We start from the raw sequence: 19,252 nt of genomic DNA on the forward strand, positions 1-19,252 counted from the left end.
GATGAATCTCATCCAGCAGATCGAAGCCGAACAGATTGCCAAGCTGACCGAAACCCGCAAGATCCCCGAATTCCGCGCTGGCGACACGCTGCGCGTCGGCGTGAAGGTGGTTGAAGGCGAGCGCACCCGCGTCCAGAATTATGAAGGCGTGTGCATTGCCCGTTCCAACAAGGGCATTGGCAGCTCGTTCACCGTTCGCAAGATTTCGTTCGGCGAAGGCGTGGAGCGCGTGTTCCCGCTGTACAGCCCGAGCATCGAGAGCATCGAAGTGGTGCGCCGCGGTGTCGTCCGCCGCGCCAAGCTCTATTATCTGCGTGGCCGCAGCGGCAAGAGCGCCCGCATCGTCGAAAAGCGCGACGCGCGTCCGGAGTAATCCGGGGCCGTTCAGCCTGCCGAAAGGGCGCCGGTGGCACTGCCGCCGGCGCCTTTTTCATTGCGCTTCTCTCCCCTGCCCTCCTATCTGATGTCCATGCTCCCCCAGCCTTCCTCCGGCGCGCTTGATGGCGGCATCCACCGCCTGATCTGCCGCGTCTATTTCGAGGATACCGACACGGCGGGGATCATGTATCACGCCAAATATCTGCATTTCATGGAGCGTGGCCGCACCGAGTTCCTGCGGGTGGCCGGCATTGATCATGGCGGCGCGGTGAAGGCCGGGCTGGGTGCCTATGCCGTCACCGAAATGCAGATCAAATGGCTGCGCCCGGCGCGGCTGGATGATGTGCTCAGCATCGAAACCCGCCTGCTCGGCGTGCGCGCCGCCGCCTGCCGCATTGCCCAGCGCATCCTGCGGGAGGGCGAGCCGCTCACCGAAGCCACACTCACCGCCGCCTTTCTCGATCCCGCCGGCCGGCCGCGCCGCCAGCCGGCCGATTGGATCGCCCGGTTCAACCTGCTCATGCCCCAGGACGCCTGATGGACACCGATATCGCCCTCAAAACCGCTGCCGATCTGTCGCCCTTCGCTCTGTTCCTCCAGGCCGATGTGGTGGTGAAGGCCGTGATGCTGGGCCTGCTGCTGGCCAGCGTGTGGAGCTGGGCCATCATCCTCGAACGCTCCCGCCGCCTGTCCCGCCTGAACCGCGAGGCCGCCCAGTTTGAAGACTGGTTCTGGAAGGCCGACAATCTTGACGCGCTCTATGAACCCGCCAGCCGCGCCAACCATCCTTCGGCCCGGGCCTTCATCGCCGGCCTGAACGAATGGCGGCGCAGCCTGGCCGCCAAGGGTGGCCGCATCGACCGCGACGGCCTGCGCGCCCGCCTGGCCAGCGCCATCAATGTTTCCATCGGGCGGGACATCGACGAATTGTCAGACCGGCTGAACGCGCTGGCCACCATCGGATCGGTGGCGCCCTTCGTCGGCCTGTTTGGCACGGTGTGGGGCATCATGCGCGCCTTCACCGGCATTGCCGCCAGCCAGAACACCACGCTCGCCGTGGTGGCGCCGGGCATTGCCGAAGCCCTGTTTGCCACCGCCATCGGCCTGTTTGCCGCCATCCCGGCGGTGATCGGATACAACCGGTTGCTGCATCGGGTGAACCGGCTGGAGGCGCGGCTGGGCGCCTTTGCCGAGGAATATCTGAACCTGCTGTCGCGCCAGATCGACGGGCTGGAGCGCAACTGATGGGCATGGGCAGCCCCGGCCTGAAGCGCGGCAGCCGGCGCCAGCCGATGGCCGAGATCAACGTGACACCGCTGGTGGACGTGATGCTGGTGCTGCTGATCATCTTCATGGTGACAGCGCCGCTGCTGGTCGCCGGTGTGCCGGTGGACCTGCCCGACGCCCGCGCCCAGAGCCTGCCGCAGGACAACACGCCGATCCAGATCAGCCTCAATGACCGCGGCGAGATTTTTGTCGACCGGTTGGGCGTGGCGCCGGCCGCCCTGCCCGCCAAATTGTCGGCCCTGCGCCAGGCCCGCAGCGACGAGGCCCGCGTCTATGTCCGCGCCGATCGCCGGCTGGATTATGGCCGGGTAATGGCGGTGGTGGGCGAAGTGAACAGCGCCGGCTTCAGGAAGGTCGCGCTGGTCACCGATGGCGCGCCGGCACCGGAGCCTGGCACCGCGCAATGACCCGGCAGGAAGGCATCAGCATCGGCGCGGCGCTGGTGGCGCATGCCGCGCTGCTGGCCGGGCTCAGCCTCGCCTGGCAGCAGCACCGGCAGTTGATGCCCAGCCCCGATGATGCGGTCGCGGTGGAACTGGTGACCATCGCCGATGCGCCCCGCGTGCCGGAGCCGCCGCAGCCATCCATCGCTGCCGCCCCGCAAGAGGCGGCCGCTGCACCTGCCGAAGCCGAACCCGCGCCAGCGTCCGAACCTGTGAAGACCGATGCCGTGCCGCCGCCCGAACCGGTGAAGCCCAAGCCGGAGCAGAAGCCCAAATCCACACCCACCAAGGCCCCGCCGTCCGCGCTCGACACCTCCAGCCTCGCCAGCCTCATTGACAAGAGCCTGCCCAAGGCCCCGAAGAAGACGCTCGACACCTCGAAACTGGCCAAGGACATCAACGCCGCCGCGCCAGCGAAGGCCGCCATCGATCCGCGCGCCGCCGCCACCCTGGCCCAGTCGATCCGCGCCCAGGTCGCGCCGTGCTGGAACCCACCCACCGGCGGCCGCGACGTGCGGCGGATGACCGTGGTGGTGAGCGTGCAATATGGCCGCGATGGCCGGGTGATCGGCCTGCCGGTGGCCGGCACGCCAACCGGCATGACCGCCGCCAACGCCGATTATGCCCGCGCCTTTGCCGAAACCGCCCGCCGCGCCGTGCTGCGCTGCCAGCCCTTGAAATTGCCGCCAGACCTGTATGAACTGTGGCAATCGGTCGAGATCAATTTTGATCCGGAAGAGATGACCTGACCAACCGGGGGGATGATCATGAAAGCCATGTTGAGCCTGGGCGTGATGCTCGCTGCGACCACGGCGCTGGCGGCACCAAAGCCGGTGCCCACCCCCGACCGCCCGGTCACCGATCCGGCCAGCCTCACCTCCCCCGCCAATCCGCTGGCCCGGCCGCTCAGCGTTGCCGATCTCGCCTTCAGCCGGTCGCTGGGCGGCCCGGTGTGGAGCGCGGACGGGCAGCAGATCTTTGTCACCACCAATCTTACTGGCCGGCCCAACATCTGGCGCATGGCCGCCGGCGGCAGCTGGCCGGTGCAGATGACCGTTTCCGATGATGGCCAATATGGCCTGGCCGTTTCGGCCGATGGCAAATGGCTCTATTTCGATCAGGACAAGGGCGGCGATGAATATGGCGACATTTATCGCGTGCCGACCGCCGGCGGACCGGTGGAACAGATCACCGCCACCCCCGATGTGGCCGAAGGCGATGCCCTGCCCGCGCCCACCGGCGATGCGCTGGTGTTCGCCCACAAGAAGCGCGGCGCGGCGCAGACCAATATCGCCATTATCGAAGCGGGCAAGCTGCGCCTGCTCACCGACGAGGCCGACCCGAGCTTCAACTGGCAGGCCGTCGCCTTTGTTGATGGCGGCAAGGCCCTGATCGCCAACCGCAGCCAGACGGCGGGCGCCGAAGGATCGGTGTGGCGCATCGATGTCGCCACGGGCGCCGCCAAGCAGCTGATCGGCCGCAAGGGCGTCGTCTATTCGGCTGCCGGCGCCAGCGCCGATGGCAGCCGCATCGCCATCACCAGCGACGAGGGCAGCGGCCAGGATCATGCCGGCGTGCTCGATGCCGCGTCGGGCAGCGTGCGCTGGCTGCCGGCGACGCCGTGGGAGGAAGCCGCCGTGGCCATGCACGGCAAGGCCATGCTGGTGCGCACCAACCGCGATGGCCGCTCCAGCCTGGCCCTCGTCGATGCCGACAGCCTGGTGCAAACCCCGCTGGCACTGCCGCCGGGCCTGAACGCCGCCAGTGGCAAGGCCTTTGCCCCCGATGGCCGCAGCCTGCTGCTGATCCACGCCGGGGCCGACACGCCCACCGATCTGTTCCGCTTCGACCTGGCCAGCGGCAGTGCCCGCCCGCTCACCCAGACAGCGCTGGCCAGCGTGTCGCCGGAAGCCCTGCCCAAGTCCGAAATCGTTACCTTCAAAAGCTTTGACGGCACGCTGATCAGCGCCGTGCTCACCATGCCGGCCAATCTGAAACGCGATGCCAGCGCCCCGGCCATCGTGCTGCCCCACGGCGGCCCCACCGGACAGAGCCAGGACGGCTTTTCCCGCAACGCCGCGCTGTTTGCCAGCCACGGCTATATGGTCATCCAGCCCAATTTCCGCGGCTCCACCGGCTATGGCCGCGCCTTCCAGGAAGCCAACCGCAAAGATCTGGGCGGCGGCGATCTGAAAGACGTGCTCGCCGCCCGCGAATTCATGGTCGCCACCGGCTATGTCGATCCCAAGCGCATCGGCATCACCGGCGGCTCATACGGCGGTTTCATGACCCTGATGGCCATCGGCAAGGCCCCTGACGCCTTTGCAGCGGCGGTGCAATTGTTCGGCATCATCAACTGGCGCACCATGTGGGAGCATGAGGACGCCTATCTGCAAGCCTATCAGCGCAGCCTGATCGGCGCGCCGGACGAATTCAAGGGCGTCTACGAAGCCTCCTCGCCGCTCACCTACATCAAGGCCGCCAAGGTGCCGCTGCTCAGCCTGCAAGGCGAAAACGACATCCGCGTGCCGCGCGGCCAGGCCCAGGAAGTGGCCGACATATTGAAGGCCAAGGGCAATGTGGTGGAAACCATCTTCTACCCGGCGGAAGGCCACGGCTTTGCCAAGCGGGAGAACCAGCTGGATTCCTTGACCCGGACGTTGGCGTGGTTTGACAAATATCTGAAGAAGTAAGGGGGCCTCCGGCGGGCAGGGGCGAGGCCCCTGCACCCATTTGTTTTGGGGTGGCCCATCTCGCGTGGGACAGGGCCGCAAGCTGCAAATTTGCTGCGAGTTTAAGGAGACGGTTTGGTGTCGGTTTTGGGGTGGGAACCTGCCCCTCCCCCGCATCGTCGCCCCGTGCTTGACACGGGGCTTGGCTTTGCTTCCAGGCATCGTCAACAATGGCCAAGCGTTGACCAAAGGCGGCCGGGTCCAGATCATGGCAAACCGCTATCGCGGTGGCGTGTGTGTTGGTGTGACGGCCGATGTGCTGCGGTGGCTACAGCGGCATCAGGCAGCAAGAATAGCCAAGCCCCGTTTCAAGCACGGGGCGACGGGGATTTGGAACGACTGCAAAGGAACGCAAGCGGGCTCACGCGCCACCAGAGCGCCTAAAAACGAACGGGTCCAGGGTCTTCGACCCTGGCCGCCGGAGGCATCCTGTTCTACCGCCCCGCCTCCCACAGGAACCGCCCTTCCTTCATCGTCCCCACCACCTTGATCTCCCGGATTTGTGCCGGCGGCGTCACCAACGGGTTGGCGCTCAGCAGGGTGAAATCGGCCAGCTTGCCGACCTCGATGCTGCCGCGCCGGCCCTCTTCGCGATAGGCCCAGGCCGGGTTGATGGTCAGCGCTTTCAGGCCGTTCCAGGCGTCGAGGCGCTGGTCAGGCCCCAAAGCAAAGCCACTGCGGGTGGTGCGGGTCATGCTGGTCCACAGGATGAACATCGGGTCCAAGGGCGTGACGATGAAATCGCTGTGGTTGCTGGCGTGCAGTCCGAGGGCGAGGGCGCTGCGGATGGGGGAAATGTGGGCAGCGCGGGTTTCGCCCAATTGGCGGCGGTGGACGTCGCCCCAGAAATAGGCGTGGTTGGTGAAATAGCTGGGGGTGATGCCGAGCGCGGCATAGCGCGGCAGCTGGTCGGGGCGTTGCACCTGGCTATGGATGACGATGCTGCGGTGGTCGGCGGGCAGGTTCAGGGTTTCGACCGCCTTGATCACATCATCGATGGCGGCATCGCCGTTGGCGTGGATGAACAGCTGCAGGCCAGCGCTGCTGGCGGCGCGGGCGGTGGCGAGGAAGGCGGGGAAGGGCTGGATCGGCTGGGCGCGCCAGCCGGCCTCGCCATTGGGGCCGGGCACCAGATAGGGCTCAGAAAGATAGGCGGTGCGGCCTTGGGGGCTGCCATCCTGGGTGATCTTGATGCCCTGCAGCTTCAGCCGGTTGTGCCATGTGCCGAAGGGATAGGCCGGGTTGCCGAGCCAGCGTTTCATGTCGACAAAGCTGGGCAGCGCGACAAGATCGAGTATGAGCCGCCCCTGCCCGGCCGCTTCCTGCAGCAGATCGAGATCGGCGATGTTGGTGAAGCCATCGTTGGCCAGCGTGTAGCCGTTCCGGGCATAGAGCGCCTGCACGGCAGCCAGGTTTCGCAGCCGTTCGGCGCGGCCGGGGGGTTTCAGCGCCGGGCCCGCCAGCGCCAGCGCGCTTTCCCAAAGCTGGCCATTGGGCGTGCGGCCATCGGCTTCGCGGTGGATCAGGCCGCCTGTGGGCGCCGGCGTGTCCGGCGTGATGCCCAGCACAGCAAGCCCGGCGCTGTTGACCACGGCACCGTGGCCGGAGACATGCATGATCAGCACCGGCCGGTCGGGAAAGCGGGCATCCAGATCGCGGCGGGTGAGTTCGCGCTTGTCGCCGAGGAGGCTCGCATCATAGCCCCAGCCAACCAGCCATTCGCCCGGCCCAAGCGCAAGGCCGGGTTCGGCGGCGGCGAGCTTTGTCACCAGCCCGGCGATGCTGGCAACATCGCCCACCGGCGCGCCCGAGACATTGACACGGCGGGCAAGATCGACCGCCATCATGAAATGGCTGTGGGCATCAACAAGGCCGGGGATCAGGGTGCGGCCCTTCAGATCAAGCCGGGGCGTGGTCGGGCCAGCCAGCCGCTGCGCACGGCCAAGCGGACCGGCAAAGGCGATGCGCCCGTCCTCCACCACCACGGCGGCGACCTGGTTCGGCCGTTCGCCGGCCATGGTGAGGATGGGCCCGCCATGGATCAACAGATCGGCCGCCAGGGCCGGCGATGTGACGAGGCCAGCCAGCAGCAGGACGCAGCGGCGCATGATGATCCCCCTCATTCTTCTGTTCTTCCTTGTTGGGTGCAGCGTGGCGGGCGCCGGCGATGCCGTCAATCGCTGCCATTTATCTCCCGTTCAGTCGGTCATGGTGATAAGCTGCCGCCATGCGCCTGATTCCGTTCATGCTTGCCCTGTCGCTTGCCAGCACCGCACTGGCGCAAACGCCTTTGCGGGTGGATATCAATGCCGGCCTGATGCAGCCGATGCCGATCGCGGTGCCGGCCTTTGCGCCGGGCAATGGCGGCAACACCGAAGCCGGCACCACCACGGCGCTGGGCGAGCGGGCGGCGCAGGTGATCGCCAATGATCTGAAAAGCTCGGGCCTGTTCAAGCCCATCGATCCGGCGGCCTACACGACGGCGGTGGGTCTGGACGAGGTGGTGAAGCCGGATTTCCCGGCCTGGCGCACCGTGGCGGCGCAGGCGCTGGTGACCGGCACCGTCAGCGCCAATGCCGATGGCGGCATCACGCTTGCCTGTTATGCCTATGACGTGTTTGCCGGCAGCGAGATTGCGCGCCAGGGCTTTGTCACCACCGCGGCGGGCTGGCGGCGGGCGGCGCACAAATGCGCCGATCTCGTCTATTCCCGGCTAACCGGGGAAAGCGGCTATTTCGACAGCCGCATTGTCTATGTGAGCGAGACCGGCCCGCGCACCAAGCGGATCAAGCGGCTGGCGATCATGGACCAGGATGGTGCCGGCCACCGCTTCCTCACCTCGGGCCAGAATCTGGTGCTGACCCCGCGCTTCGCGCCGGAGCAACAGACGATCACCTACATGAGCTTCGAGAACAACCGGCCGCGGGTTTGGCTCTACACGCTGGGCAGCGGCCGGCAGGAGGCGGTGGGCCAGTTTGCCGCCATGACCTTCGCGCCACGCTTTTCGCCCGATGGCCAGAATCTGGTTTTCTCGCTGTCGGTGCGCGGCAATGCCGATATCTATCGCTTCAACCTCGCCACCAAGCAGACGACGCGGCTGACCACCGGGGCCGGTATCGACACGTCACCCAGCTACAGCCCGGATGGCAGCCAGATCGTGTTTGAAAGCGATCGCGGCGGCAGTCAGCAGATTTATGTGATGAACGCCGATGGTTCGAACCAGCGCCGCATCAGCTTTGGCGAGGGCCGGTCGGCCAGCCCGGTGTGGAGCCCGCGCGGCGATTATATCGCCTTCACCCGCATCGGCGGCGGGCGGTTCGGCATCGGCGTGATGCGCCCGGATGGCGGCGGCGAACGGCTGCTCACCAACGGTTATCAGGATGAAGGCCCCACTTGGTCGCCCAATGGCCGGGTGATCCTGTTTGCCCGATCCGACCGTGGCGGCCGTTCGGGCCTGTGGTCGGTTGATATTTCCGGTTTGAATGAGCGGCGCCTTGCCACACCGCTGGATGCATCCGATCCAGCCTGGTCGCCGTTGTTGCCATAGGATTTGCCGTTCATGATCATCCCCCCGAAAGGAGCCCCGATGAACAAACTGCGTTTCACCCTCGTTGCCGCTGCAGCGCTCAGCCTTGCGGCCTGCGGCGGCAAGAAGCCGGTTGCGTTGGAAAAGCCGCCGGAAACTGCCCAGCCGCAGGCGCCCGCCAACGATGCACCGATTGCCGTGACGGAAACGCCGGCGCCGGTGCGCTCCACCATCGTGCCGGGCAGCCAGGAGGATCTGCGCGCACAGACCGGCGGCGACACGGTGCTGTTCGGCTATGACAGCTATGAACTGGATGCCGAAGCCAAAGCGATCCTGATCCGCCATGCCCAGTGGCTGAAGGCCAACCCGGCGGTGCGCGTGACGCTGGAAGGCCATACCGACGAGCGTGGCACCCGCGAGTATAACCTGGCGCTGGGCGATCGCCGCGCCAACAGCGCCAAGAATTTCCTGGCCGCGCAAGGCATTGATGTCGCCCGGCTCTCCACCATTTCCTATGGCAAGGAACGGCCGGCGGTTGATGGCAGCGACGAAGCCGCCTGGGCGCAGAACCGCCGTGCCGTGACCGTGGTGATGGGCCGCTGAGTGCCCTTCCCCCGGACTGCATAACCCGATAGAGCGCGTGCCCATGCGGATCATCCACATGGGCACGCCTTTTTTTGCGGTGCCGGCGCTTGAGGCAATGCTGGCGGCCGGGCACGAGATCGTGGCGGTTTACACGCGCGCGCCCAAGCCGGCCGGGCGCGGCAAGCAGTTGATGAACAGCCCGGTGCACGCCCGCGCAGAGGCACTGGGCATCCCGGTCTTCACCCCGCGCACGTTCCGCGATCCCGTTGCGGTGGCGGAATTTCTGGATGTGGCACGCGGTGTCGATGTGGCGACCGTCGCGGCCTATGGCCTGATCCTGCCGCCGGCGGTGCTGGCCGCGCCGCGGCTTGGCTGCCTCAACATCCACGGTTCCATCCTGCCGCGCTGGCGCGGGGCGGCGCCGATCCAGCGGGCGATCCTGGCCGGCGATGCCGTGACCGGCGTGACCATCATGCAGATGGAAGAAGGGCTGGACACCGGGCCGATGCTGGCCGTTCGTGAGACGCCAGTGGCGGGCAAGACCAGCGGCGATCTGTTTGCCGAACTGGCGGTGCTGGGGGCCGAGCTGCTGGTGGACGTGCTCGCCCAGCCGCGTGCCGCCGTGCCGCAGCCGGATGCGGGCGTGACCATCGCCACCCGCATCGACAAGGCAGAAAGCCATCTCGATTGCGCCCTGCCGGCGGTGGAGCTCGAACGACGGGTGCGCGCCTTCAACCCGGCGCCGGGTGCCTGGCTGACCATCGCCGGCGAGCGGGTGAAGATCCTGGCCGCCGATGTGGAGCGGGCCGCTGCCGCGCCGGGCGTCACGCTGGATGACCGGCTGCTGATCGGCACCGCCGACGGCGCGCTGCGGCCAACGCTGGTGCAACGGGCGGGCAAGCCGGCGATGCCGGTCAAGGCGCTGCTCAACGGCTGGCGGGTGCCGGCGGGCACGGCGGTCGGCTGATGCGCTTCCGGCTGACGGTGGAATATGATGGCCGGCCGTTCCAGGGCTGGCAGCGGCAGGGCCATGGCCCGTCGGTGCAGCAAGCCATCGAGGATGCGCTGTTCAGCATCTGCGGTGAACGGGCCGAGGTGGTGGCCGCCGGTCGCACCGATGCCGGCGTGCACGGCAGCGCGATGCCGGCGCATGTCGAGATCGAGCGGCCCTTTACAGCCTTCCGCCTGATGGAGGCGCTGAATGCCCGGTTGAAGCCGCTGCCGGTGGCCATCCTTGATTGTACGGAGGCGCCGGGCTGGCATGCGCGCTTTGATTGCATCCAGCGCCGCTACATCTATCGCATCATCAACCGGCGCGCGCCGCTGGCATTGGCGGCGGGGATGGCCTGGCGGGTGCCGGCGCCGCTGGACGCCGATGCCATGCACGCTGCCGCGCAACGGCTGGTGGGCCGGCATGATTTCACCACCTTCCGCTCCGCCCAATGCCAGGCCAATTCGCCGCTGCGCACGCTCGATCGGCTGGATGTGCGGCGGGAGGGGGATGAGCTGCTGGTCTTCGCTGCCGCCCGTTCCTTCCTGCACCACCAGGTGCGATCGATGGTCGGCTGCCTGAAGCTGGTGGGCCAGGGCAAATGGAGCGGCGATGATCTGGCCGCCGCGCTGGCCGCCCGTGATCGCGCCGCGCTGGGCATCAACGCCCCGCCCGATGGGCTGTGCTTTGTTGGCGCCAGCTACCCTGATTTGTCGGTGGGGTTTACACAAGGCTGAAGCGTGGGATTTTCGCGCTGAACAGTATCAGGCACTTGGCCTTCGCCCGGCCTGTGGCACGGAAATTGCACGCCAAACTGTGAAAAACACGAACATACGGGCGCGATGTCAAACTGGTTTCAGAATGCGCACAGCAGCCGCATCGTCTGGATTGCGGGCCTGATCGTTGGCGCCACCGCCGGTGGGGTGGCCGGCTGGCTGCTCGGCCACTGAAACCGGCCGGCGGGTACCGCCAGCCCCCTTATCGCCAACCCAACGCTTCCACCATGATGTGGAAGATCAGATTTTGCTCCATCACGCCGCGTACCAGGTCAGCGCGTGGGCCTTCGCCAAACAGCGCCACATCCTCCCCGCCATGGCTTTCGCTGCCGGTGCCATAGGTCTTGATGGCGAGATAATTGGGATCATTGGGCGGCAGCGTGCGTGACAGGCCGCGGCTGACAAACGGGCCGTTGGCATAGCTGAGCGTCGTCATCGGCTGGCCGCGGTCATCAAGCGCATAGCCCTCCGGGCTCAGGCCGCCATCGCCCTCCCCGCCGGATTTCGGCGGCTTGATATAACCCAATATGTCGTTGCCGCGCTCGGGATAGCCAGCAATGGTCAGCACATGGCTGTGATCGGCCGTGACCAGCACCAGCGTTTCATCAAGGTTCACCGTCTTCAGCACTTCCGCCACCGTCGCGCTGAACATCTGCGCTTCCTTCAGCGCGCGATAGGGATTGCTGCCATGGTGGGCATGATCGATGCGGCCGCCCTCGATCATCAGATAATAGCCTTTGCCGCCGCGCGCCTTGGCGCCGGCTTCCAGCTTGGCCAGCGCAAAGCGCGCCATCTCGGGCAGGCCAGGCTCCGCCTCGTCCTTGCGGTCATGTTCAAAGCTGATGTGATCGGCGTTGAACAGGCCCAGCACCGGGGCCATGTCGCGGCTGGCCAGGGCGCGCAGGCCCTTGGCATCGCCCACAAAGCGGCCACTCGACGCCTTGCTCCATTCCTCGATCAGGTTGCGGCCATCGTCGCGGATGCCGCCCTTGCCCATGGGGAGGAAGCGGGCGAGGCCGCCGCCAAGCGCCACATCGAAACCGCCCTTGAAGGCCACCAGCTGCGCCGCCAGATCGGGGCAGCCCGATGTGCGCGCCGCCGCCGGATAGGCACGGTCCGCCCCTTCCCAATCGCGGGACGGCACATGGCCATAAACGGCGGCCGGCGTGGCATGGGTGATGCGGGTGGTGGTGACAATGCCCAGCCCCATGCCGTTGGCCCGCGACATTTCGGCCAGCGTGCGCGGCAGTTTCTCGGGCGTCTTACAGGCTTCGGGCCCCTGATCGGCGCCGAAATTGATCACGCCGATGCGGGTTTTGACGCCGGTGTTGAAGCTGCTGGCCGTCCCGGCGCTGTCGGGCACCTGGGCGTTGCTGTTGTAGGTCTTCACCAGCGCGGTGTTGGTCATCCGGTCCCACGCCAGGCTGTTTTCCTCGCCGCTGGACGGCGCGCGGCCATCGATCGGGCGCTGGCCATCAAAGATGCGGGCCGCGGTGATGGTGGAAATGCCCATGCCATCGCCCACCATCAGGATGACATTCTTCGCCCGCTTCGGCCGGTTCACCACTTTCAGCCGGGCCTCCAGCGCGGCGCGGCCATCGGCCCACCACTGATCCTTCACCGGCGTGTCGAGCACCGGCGCGGCAAACACGGGAGTGGCCAGCACGGCAGCCAGCAGCAAAGCACGCATGATCATGAAAACCCCTCTGCCCCAGGCGTGTTACAGCAATTTGATGTCGCGCAGCCGTTCCATCAGATAATCATGCGCGGTGATGGCCGGCTCTGCACGCGGTCCGCCGGGCAATGCCTCGATCAGATAATCCGGGCGGAAATGCAGGAAGAACGGTGTTGAATAACGCGCCACGCCCATGCGTTCCGGCGCCGGGTTGACGACACGGTGGGTGGTCGATGGCAACCGGTGCCCCGTCAGCCGTTGCAGCATGTCGCCCACGTTGCACACCAGGCTGCCCGGCGGCGCATCGATGAAGCGCCATTCGCCATCCTTGCCCAGCAATTGCAGGCCGGCCTCCTCGGCGCCCAGCAACAGGGTGATGACATTGATATCCTCATGCGCGCCGGCCCGGATCGCCCCGGCTGTTTCCGGCGGCACCGGCGGATAATGCAGCAGGCGCAGGATCGAATTTCCGTCGCGCACCGGGTCCACGAAGAAATCCGGCGCCAGGCCCAGGTGCACGGCAATGGCGCGCAGCATCTTGGCCCCGGCCTTGTCCAGCGCATCGAACAGCGCCCACACGGCGGGGTGGAATTCCGGCACCTCGGTTGGCCACAGATTGGGCGGCATCACATCGGCATAGGGGTGGCCGGCCGGCAGCTCGCGGCCGACATGCCAGAATTCCTTCAGGTCGGCCTTCGCATGGCCCTTGGCCGCCTCGATCCCGAACGGGGTCAGGCCGCGCTGGCCGCCGCCGCCGGGCACGACATAGGCACGCTTCACATCCTCCGGCAGAGCAAAAAAGGCCTTGGTGGCGGCATTGGCGCGATCGATCAGGCCCTGATCGATGCCATGATCGGAAACCACGGCAAAGCCGGTGCGGGCAAAGGCATCGCCAAACCCGGCAGCCGCGGCGGCCAGATCGGTGTCAACCAGCGAAAGCGGGATCGGCTTGATATCGGCAGAAAGCGTCATGGCTTCCCTTTGCCCCGGAATTTGCCGGCGTGCCAGTCCCCAAGAATACGGATGCAGGCTGTTGACCGCGCCGTGCCCGGCTGGCCACAAGGCCATCATGCGCGCCCTTCGTCTTGCCCTGCCCCTGTCGCTGTTCGCCGCCCCGGCCCTGGCCGAACCGATTCCGCCGCCGGTCGCCGCGATGATCGATGCCGCCGCCGCCAATCCCGATCAATTGAAGGTGGTGGCCGACATCGCCCGGAAAACCAACCCGGCCAGCATTGCCGAAATCGATGCCAAGGTCGCCGCCATCAATGCCGCCGCCGCCCGGGCGCGGGAGGAGCGGCTGGCAGCCCAGGGGTTGTTCGAGGGCTGGACCGGCAACGGCGAATTGGGTGGCTTCATCTCGAGCGGCAACACCGAAAACCGCGGACTGGCTGTCGGCATCAACCTCACCAAGGAAACCCGGCGCTGGAAGCACGGGCTGCGCGGCCAGGTGGATTATCAGCAGGATCAGGGCGTCACCTCGCGCGAACGCTATTTCGCCGGTTATGAAGGCAACTGGAAGTTCAGCCCGCGCGGCTTTGCCGTGCTGGCGCTGAACTATGAGCGTGACCGCTTCACCGGCTTTTCCAGCCGCTTCACCCAGGCGCTCGGCCTTGGTTACCGGCTGGTCGATGGCGCACGCCTGACCATTGCCGTCGATGGCGGCCCGGCCTTGCGGCAGACGCGCTTCACCACCGGCAACAGCGAAAGCGTGCTGGCGGCGCGCGCCGCCGTGAACGGCAAATGGCTGATCACGCCCAACCTGACGCTCACCGAAACCGCCACCTATTATGCCGACAATGTGAACAGCTCGCTGCTGTCGCTCACCCAGCTTTCGGCCCGGCTCAACGGCCGGCTTTCGGCGCGGCTCAGCCTGCAGATCAACAACGAAGGCAATCCGCCGCCGGGCCGCGAAAACACCGATACGGTGACGCGCGCGACCTTGGTGTACAACTTCTGAAAGCCGCCGCCAAAGCCTGTTGACCCGGTTTGGAGGCGCCACTATAGCAGCGCCTCCCGCGACCGTGTGGCAGCGTAGCTCAGTTGGTGAGAGCGCCGGATTCATAACCCGGAGGTCGGCAGTTCAAATCTGCCCGCTGCTACCATCCCGCAATCGGAAACGCCCATGAACCCACCCGCCTGGTCGCTTGTTGTCCACGGTGGCTGCGGGCAGTTGACGCCCGATACCCTGCCGGGGCCGGAGGCGGACTGTCGCGCCGGGCTGGCTGCGGCGCTTGCCGCCGGCAAGGCAGTGCTGGCGGCGGGCGGCACCGCGGTGGATGCCGTCGTCGCCGCGGTGAGCGCGCTGGAGGATCATCCGCTGTTCAACGCCGGGCGCGGGGCGGTGTTCACCGCCGAGGGCCGCACCGAACTGGATGCGGCCGTGATGGACGGGGCGCACCGCAAGGCCGGTGCCGTGGCCGGGGTGACGCGCACGAAGAATCCGGTGCAACTGGCCCGCGCGGTGATGCAAAATTCGCCGCACGTGCTGCTGGCCCGCGATGGCGCCGATGTGTTCGCGCTGGAACAGGGGATGGAGCAGGTGGAGCCCGGCTGGTTCCGGGTCGAAAGCCGCTGGCAGGCGCTGCAGGCCATGAAGGCGGCGGCGGCGCGGGGCGAGGATGTGTTCGATGCCGATCTGAAATATGGCACGGTCGGCGCGGTGGCGCGCGATGCCCATGGCCATCTGGCGGCGGCCACTTCCACCGGCGGCCTCACCGGCAAGCGCTGGGGCCGGATTGGCGACAGCCCGCTCATCGGCGCCGGCACCATCGCCGATGATCGCAGCCTGGCTGCATCCTGCACCGGTTCGGGCGAAGCCTTCATCCGCGCCGGCGTGGGGCATGAAATGGGCGCGCTGGTGCGGCTGGCCGGGCTTTCGGCAGCGCAAGCGGCGGCGCACGCGCTGGCCGATGTGCAGGCGCTGGGCGGCACCGGCGGCATCATCTACATCGGCAGCGATGGCCGGCCGGGCTGGGCCTTTTCCACGCCCGGCATGTTCCGCGCCCGCGCCACAGCCTGCGACGAGGATGAGGTGGCAATCTGGGGCCGCGACGGCTAAGCCTCTCTCCACACACTGGGGAGATTAGCCATGTCGATTCCTGCTGCCTGGGCCGGCCGCCTGTCCATTCCGGTCATCGGTTCGCCGCTGTTCATCATCTCCGTCCCGGAACTGGTGATTGCCCAGTGCAAGGCCGGCGTGATCGGCAGCTTCCCCAGCCTCAACGCCCGCCCCATCGAACAGTTCGAGGAATGGCTGCAGCGCTTGAACCGCGAGCTGGGGCCCAATGATGCGCCTTATGCCGTCAACCTCATCGTCCACCGCTCCAATGATCGGCTGATGGCCGATCTGGAACTCTGCGTGAAATACAAGGTGCCGATGATCATCACCTCGCTGGGCGCGCGCGAGGATGTGAACGAAGCGATCCACAGCTATGGCGGGATCGTGATGCACGATATCATTAACGACAAGTTTGCCCGCAAGGCGGTGGAAAAGGGCGCCGATGGCCTGATCGCCGTGGCGGCCGGGGCCGGCGGCCATGCCGGGACCACCAGCCCGTTCGCGCTGATCCAGGAAATCCGCGAATGGTTCGATGGCCCGCTGGCGCTTTCGGGCTCGATCGCCACCGGCGATGCCGTGCTCGCCGCCCAGGCGATGGGCGCCGATTTCGGCTATATCGGCAGCGCCTTCATCGCGACCGAAGAAGCCCGCGCCGCCGAAGGCTACAAGCAGATGATCACCGAAAGCGCCTCGTCGGACATCGTCTATTCCAACCTGTTCACCGGCGTGCACGGCAATTATCTGCGCCCGTCGATCGTCAAGGCCGGCATGGACCCTGACAATCTGCCGACCAGCGACCCGTCGGCGATGAACTTTGGCAGCGGCGGCAACACCGAAGCCAAGGCCTGGAAGGACATCTGGGGCTGCGGCCAGGGCATTGGCGCGGTGAAGCAGGTGGTGCCGGCCGCCGACATGGTCGCCCGCCTGGTGCGCGAATACAACGCCGCCAAGGCCCGGTTGATGGGCGCGGCGGCATGACCGTCGAACTCAACGCCCGCACCCGCCTGATCTGGCTGGCCGGCGCCATCGTCATGGGCCTGATGAGCCAGTGGTGCATGGCCTTCGGGCCCTGCGGCGCGCCGGTTTGACCTGAACATCCTCCCCCTCTGGGGGAGGTGCCCGCAGGGCTGAGGGTGCGGCAAGGATCGCGCTTGCAGGCCCCCTCCGCCTCCCTGCGGTCGGCACCTCCCCCAGAGGGGGAGGACCATTTTGCGTACCGTCTGGTTGGCGTTCAGCCCCTCAGCCGATCCGTTCGGCCCCGGCCGCCCGCTTGTCTTCCGGCGCTGCGGCGCGCGGCTTCACGCCCAGGCTGATCAGCAGCGAAGAGGACACGAAGATCGACGAATAGGTGCCAACCACGATGCCCAGCACCATCGCCGCGGTGAAGCCGAAGATCACTTCCGGGCCCAGCACCAGCAGCGCGATCAGCGCGGCGAGCAGCGTGACCGAGGTCATCACCGTGCGCGGCAGGGTCTCGTTCACCGAAAGATCGATGATCTGCTTGATGTCCATCTGGCGATATTTGCGCAGATTTTCGCGCACGCGGTCGTCGATCACCACCTTGTCGTTCAGGCTGTAACCGATGATGGTCAGCACGGCAGCGACGATGTTGAGATCGAACTCCAGCTGGGTGAGGCTGAAGAAGCCCAAAGTCACCACCACGTCGTGCACCAGCGCCACCACGGTGGAGACGCCGAAATACCATTCGAAGCGGAACCATGTGAACAGCGCGACGAACAGCATGGAGAGGCCCACGGCCCACAGCCCATCCTTGATCAACTCGCCCGACACCTTGCCTGACACGCTTTCGACGCGGGCGAACTTGACGCCCTGATAATCCTTCTCCAGCGCGCCGCGCACCTTGGCGACCACGCGCTGCACGGCGGCCTGATCGCCTTCCGGCAGCGGCAGGCGGATGAGGATGGTGCGGTCGTTGCCGAATTCCTGCAGGGCGCTGTCGCCCACGCCGATACGGTCCACCCGTTCGCGCAGGCCGTCCAGCGCTGGGGCCTGGGCAAATTCCACCTGCATGGTGAGGCCGCCGACAAAATCGACGCCCAGGTTGAGGCCGCGCACCGCCAGCAGGCCGGCCGCGCCAATGGTGAGCAGCAGCGTCAGCGCGAAGGCGACGAAGCGGAGTTTGACGAACCCGATGTTGGTGTTGTCGGGAACAAGCTTCAACGGCATGGCCTTATCCTTTCCCGATCAGATGCTCAGGGCCTGCGGCCGGGCCTTGGCAACCCAGCGCGACACCATCAGGCGCACCACGGTGACGGCGGTGAACACCGAAGTGGCGATGCCGATGGAGAGCACCACGGCAAAGCCCTTGATCGGGCCGGAGCCGAAGGCGAACATGATGATGGCAACGATGATGTTGAGGCTGTTCGCGTCCCAGATCGTGCGCGTGGCTTCCTTGAAGCCCGTTTCGATGCTGGTGACGACGCCCCTGCCCTTGCGCTGTTCTTCGCGGATGCGTTCGTTGATCAGCACGTTGGCATCCACCGCGGCACCGATGGTCAGCACCATGCCGGCAATGCCTGGCAGCGTCAGGGTAAAGCCGCCGGCCGACATGATGCCCAGGATCATAATGACGTTGATGGCCAGCGCCGCCACGGCATAGATGCCGAACCGGCCATAGCACAACACCATCAGCAGCGAGACCGCGAACACCGCCACGCCCGAGGCGATGGCCCCGGCGCGGATCGAATCGGCGCCCAGATCGGGGCCGACGGTGCGTTCCTCCACCACCTTCAGCTCCACCGGCAGCTTGCCGGAGCGCAGCAGGATCGCCAGTTCATTGGCGGTCTGCACGGTGTAATTGCCCATGATGATGCCGCTGCCGCCCAGGATCGGCTCGTTGATGTTGGGCGCGGAGATCACCACGCCATCGAGGATGATGGCAAAGGGCCGGCCGACATTCTCGGTGGTGGCCTGGGCAAAGCGGCGGCCGCCGGTGCTGTCAAAGCGGAACGACACGGCCGGCGCGCCATTCTGATCGGTGGAGACCTGGGAGTCGACCAACTGGTCGCCGGTGATGATCGCGCGGCGCTTCACCACCATCTGCCCGCCCTGCTGAACCGGCAGGATCTGGCTGCCGGGCGGGGCGCGGCCGGCGGCCACTTCGGTGGGGTCGGCGGTGATGTCGGCCAGCTTGAATTCCAGCTTGGCGGTCTTGCCGAGCAGCGCCTTCAGCGCTTCGGGGTCCTGCAGGCCGGGCACCTGCACGACGATGCGGGTGGCGCCCTGGCGCACGATCGTGGGTTCACGCGTGCCCAGCTCGTCGATGCGCTTGCGGATCACTTCCACCGCCTGGGCCATCGCGCTGTCCACCGCGGCGTTGATGCCGGCCTGGGTGGGCGTCAGGATGATCTGCCCCGGCGCATCGCCGCGCGCCACATCCACTTCCCGTGATGTCGACAGGCCCAGCGGCGAGGTCACCTTGGTCAGGATCTGCACCGCCTGATCGACACGGGCCGGATCATTCACCGTGAAGCTCAGCCGGTTCTGGGCCAACGACAGATCGGTGAAGGCAATCGGCCCGCCTTCGGCCGCGCGCAGTTCGCCGCGCACGGTTTCTTCCAGGCTCTCCAGCTTGGCCTTTTCAACATCGGTCGGCAGCGCTTCCAGCATGAGGTGGGAGCCGCCGCGCAGATCGAGGCCCAGGGACAATTGGCTCTTCGGCAGGCCATCGGGGATGCTGGCCAGCATCGAAGGCGGCAGCGCGTTGGGCAGCGCCAGCAGCGCGCACAGGCCGATCGTCAGCCAGATCGACCAGATTTTCCACTTCGGAAAGTCGAGCAC

Annotated in this window: 18 protein-coding genes and 1 tRNA gene; 14 read left to right on the top strand and 5 right to left on the bottom strand. The window is 66.7% G+C overall.

What is annotated here, in order from left to right:
• The first annotated feature begins 1 nt into the window (after nt 1).
• The 6 genes from rplS to AC6BOR_RS00885 all read left to right on the top strand — a co-directional run bounded on the left by rplS (nt 2) and on the right by AC6BOR_RS00885 (nt 4,801).
• Entirely contained in the window at nt 2–373 is a 372-nt protein-coding gene (gene rplS / locus AC6BOR_RS00860; RefSeq protein WP_086117968.1) for a 50S ribosomal protein L19, read from the top strand.
• Nucleotides 374–463: 90 nt separating this feature from the next.
• A complete protein-coding gene (locus tag AC6BOR_RS00865) occupies nt 464–916 on the top strand; it encodes a YbgC/FadM family acyl-CoA thioesterase (protein WP_498059359.1) in 453 nt (150 codons plus the stop codon).
• Nucleotides 916–1,623 carry a protein TolQ gene (gene tolQ, locus AC6BOR_RS00870; RefSeq protein WP_086117969.1) on the top strand — a complete coding sequence of 236 codons (708 nt, stop codon included), beginning with the start codon at nt 916–918 and terminating at the stop codon, nt 1,621–1,623. The genes AC6BOR_RS00865 and tolQ overlap by 1 nt, the downstream gene beginning before the upstream one ends.
• On the top strand, nt 1,623–2,072 hold the full coding sequence (locus AC6BOR_RS00875; protein ID WP_498059360.1) for an ExbD/TolR family protein: 450 nt from the start codon (nt 1,623–1,625) through the stop codon (nt 2,070–2,072). Before tolQ ends, AC6BOR_RS00875 begins: the two co-directional genes overlap by 1 nt.
• Nucleotides 2,069–2,857: a cell envelope integrity protein TolA gene (gene tolA / locus AC6BOR_RS00880; protein WP_498059361.1), complete on the top strand. Its 789-nt coding sequence runs from the start codon at nt 2,069–2,071 to the stop codon at nt 2,855–2,857. Before AC6BOR_RS00875 ends, tolA begins: the two co-directional genes overlap by 4 nt.
• Before the next feature lie 18 nt (nt 2,858–2,875).
• Nucleotides 2,876–4,801 (top strand): S9 family peptidase, encoded by a 1,926-nt coding sequence (locus AC6BOR_RS00885; RefSeq protein WP_498059362.1) that lies wholly within the window; start codon nt 2,876–2,878, stop codon nt 4,799–4,801.
• A gap of 473 nt (nt 4,802–5,274) precedes the next feature.
• On the opposite strand, the gene AC6BOR_RS00890 is transcribed toward AC6BOR_RS00885, so the two are convergent.
• On the bottom strand, nt 5,275–6,948 hold the full coding sequence (locus AC6BOR_RS00890) for an amidohydrolase (protein WP_498059363.1): 1,674 nt from the start codon (nt 6,946–6,948) through the stop codon (nt 5,275–5,277).
• A 137-nt stretch (nt 6,949–7,085) separates the two neighbouring features.
• On the opposite strand from AC6BOR_RS00890, the gene tolB reads away from it, so the two are divergent.
• Genes tolB through truA form a run of 4 tightly spaced genes read left to right on the top strand, consistent with a single transcriptional unit; the run spans nt 7,086 to nt 10,679 of the window.
• Nucleotides 7,086–8,387 carry a Tol-Pal system beta propeller repeat protein TolB gene (tolB, locus tag AC6BOR_RS00895; protein WP_498060682.1) on the top strand — a complete coding sequence of 434 codons (1,302 nt, stop codon included), beginning with the start codon at nt 7,086–7,088 and terminating at the stop codon, nt 8,385–8,387.
• A 39-nt stretch (nt 8,388–8,426) separates the two neighbouring features.
• Nucleotides 8,427–8,969 carry a peptidoglycan-associated lipoprotein Pal gene (pal, locus tag AC6BOR_RS00900; RefSeq protein WP_498059364.1) on the top strand — a complete coding sequence of 181 codons (543 nt, stop codon included), beginning with the start codon at nt 8,427–8,429 and terminating at the stop codon, nt 8,967–8,969.
• A 43-nt stretch (nt 8,970–9,012) separates the two neighbouring features.
• Complete coding sequence (gene fmt, locus AC6BOR_RS00905) at nt 9,013–9,918, top strand: methionyl-tRNA formyltransferase (protein ID WP_498059365.1); 906 nt, start codon at nt 9,013–9,015, stop codon at nt 9,916–9,918.
• Nucleotides 9,915–10,679 carry a tRNA pseudouridine(38-40) synthase TruA gene (truA, locus tag AC6BOR_RS00910; protein WP_498060683.1) on the top strand — a complete coding sequence of 255 codons (765 nt, stop codon included), beginning with the start codon at nt 9,915–9,917 and terminating at the stop codon, nt 10,677–10,679. The genes fmt and truA overlap by 4 nt, the downstream gene beginning before the upstream one ends.
• 241 nt (nt 10,680–10,920) lie before the next feature.
• Here the strand turns inward: truA and AC6BOR_RS00915 are convergent, their stop codons facing one another.
• A complete protein-coding gene (locus AC6BOR_RS00915) occupies nt 10,921–12,414 on the bottom strand; it encodes an alkaline phosphatase (RefSeq protein ID WP_498059366.1) in 1,494 nt (497 codons plus the stop codon).
• Nucleotides 12,415–12,438: 24 nt separating this feature from the next.
• The gene (locus tag AC6BOR_RS00920; RefSeq protein WP_498059367.1) at nt 12,439–13,365 is read right to left on the bottom strand and encodes an isopenicillin N synthase family dioxygenase; all 927 of its coding nucleotides are present in this window, start codon (nt 13,363–13,365) and stop codon (nt 12,439–12,441) included.
• A gap of 97 nt (nt 13,366–13,462) precedes the next feature.
• Between AC6BOR_RS00920 and AC6BOR_RS00925 the strand changes: the two genes are divergently transcribed.
• The 4 genes from AC6BOR_RS00925 to AC6BOR_RS00940 all read left to right on the top strand — a co-directional run bounded on the left by AC6BOR_RS00925 (nt 13,463) and on the right by AC6BOR_RS00940 (nt 16,429).
• Complete coding sequence (locus tag AC6BOR_RS00925; protein ID WP_498059368.1) at nt 13,463–14,350, top strand: DUF481 domain-containing protein; 888 nt, start codon at nt 13,463–13,465, stop codon at nt 14,348–14,350.
• A gap of 68 nt (nt 14,351–14,418) precedes the next feature.
• A tRNA-Met gene (locus tag AC6BOR_RS00930) sits at nt 14,419–14,495 on the top strand.
• 20 nt (nt 14,496–14,515) lie between these two features.
• Nucleotides 14,516–15,451: an isoaspartyl peptidase/L-asparaginase family protein gene (locus AC6BOR_RS00935; protein WP_498059369.1), complete on the top strand. Its 936-nt coding sequence runs from the start codon at nt 14,516–14,518 to the stop codon at nt 15,449–15,451.
• 30 nt (nt 15,452–15,481) lie between these two features.
• A complete protein-coding gene (locus AC6BOR_RS00940) occupies nt 15,482–16,429 on the top strand; it encodes an NAD(P)H-dependent flavin oxidoreductase (RefSeq protein ID WP_498059370.1) in 948 nt (315 codons plus the stop codon).
• 261 nt (nt 16,430–16,690) lie between these two features.
• On the opposite strand, the gene secF is transcribed toward AC6BOR_RS00940, so the two are convergent.
• Both secF and secD read right to left on the bottom strand, forming a co-directional pair.
• Nucleotides 16,691–17,638 carry a protein translocase subunit SecF gene (secF, locus tag AC6BOR_RS00945; RefSeq protein ID WP_498059371.1) on the bottom strand — a complete coding sequence of 316 codons (948 nt, stop codon included), beginning with the start codon at nt 17,636–17,638 and terminating at the stop codon, nt 16,691–16,693.
• 18 nt (nt 17,639–17,656) lie between these two features.
• A complete protein-coding gene (gene secD, locus AC6BOR_RS00950) occupies nt 17,657–19,252 on the bottom strand; it encodes a protein translocase subunit SecD (RefSeq protein WP_498059372.1) in 1,596 nt (531 codons plus the stop codon).

The organism is Sandarakinorhabdus sp. FBCC-B8862 (assembly GCF_059745315.1).

What these genes read in the sequence shown, in the direction of transcription:
- tolQ (WP_086117969.1), top strand. Translation starts at nt 916, where the DNA reads ATGGACACCGATATCGCCCTCAAAACCGCTGCCGATCTGTCGCCCTTC.
- AC6BOR_RS00890 (WP_498059363.1), bottom strand. Translation starts at nt 6,948, where the DNA reads ATGCGCCGCTGCGTCCTGCTGCTGGCTGGCCTCGTCACATCGCCGGCC.
- tolB (WP_498060682.1), top strand. Translation starts at nt 7,086, where the DNA reads ATGCTTGCCCTGTCGCTTGCCAGCACCGCACTGGCGCAAACGCCTTTG.
- tolA (WP_498059361.1), top strand. Translation starts at nt 2,069, where the DNA reads ATGACCCGGCAGGAAGGCATCAGCATCGGCGCGGCGCTGGTGGCGCAT.
- AC6BOR_RS00875 (WP_498059360.1), top strand. Translation starts at nt 1,623, where the DNA reads ATGGGCATGGGCAGCCCCGGCCTGAAGCGCGGCAGCCGGCGCCAGCCG.
- AC6BOR_RS00925 (WP_498059368.1), top strand. Translation starts at nt 13,463, where the DNA reads ATGCGCGCCCTTCGTCTTGCCCTGCCCCTGTCGCTGTTCGCCGCCCCG.
- pal (WP_498059364.1), top strand. Translation starts at nt 8,427, where the DNA reads ATGAACAAACTGCGTTTCACCCTCGTTGCCGCTGCAGCGCTCAGCCTT.
- AC6BOR_RS00935 (WP_498059369.1), top strand. Translation starts at nt 14,516, where the DNA reads ATGAACCCACCCGCCTGGTCGCTTGTTGTCCACGGTGGCTGCGGGCAG.
- secF (WP_498059371.1), bottom strand. Translation starts at nt 17,638, where the DNA reads ATGCCGTTGAAGCTTGTTCCCGACAACACCAACATCGGGTTCGTCAAA.
- fmt (WP_498059365.1), top strand. Translation starts at nt 9,013, where the DNA reads ATGCGGATCATCCACATGGGCACGCCTTTTTTTGCGGTGCCGGCGCTT.
- AC6BOR_RS00865 (WP_498059359.1), top strand. Translation starts at nt 464, where the DNA reads ATGTCCATGCTCCCCCAGCCTTCCTCCGGCGCGCTTGATGGCGGCATC.
- rplS (WP_086117968.1), top strand. Translation starts at nt 2, where the DNA reads ATGAATCTCATCCAGCAGATCGAAGCCGAACAGATTGCCAAGCTGACC.
- AC6BOR_RS00915 (WP_498059366.1), bottom strand. Translation starts at nt 12,414, where the DNA reads ATGATCATGCGTGCTTTGCTGCTGGCTGCCGTGCTGGCCACTCCCGTG.
- AC6BOR_RS00920 (WP_498059367.1), bottom strand. Translation starts at nt 13,365, where the DNA reads ATGACGCTTTCTGCCGATATCAAGCCGATCCCGCTTTCGCTGGTTGAC.
- AC6BOR_RS00940 (WP_498059370.1), top strand. Translation starts at nt 15,482, where the DNA reads ATGTCGATTCCTGCTGCCTGGGCCGGCCGCCTGTCCATTCCGGTCATC.
- AC6BOR_RS00885 (WP_498059362.1), top strand. Translation starts at nt 2,876, where the DNA reads ATGAAAGCCATGTTGAGCCTGGGCGTGATGCTCGCTGCGACCACGGCG.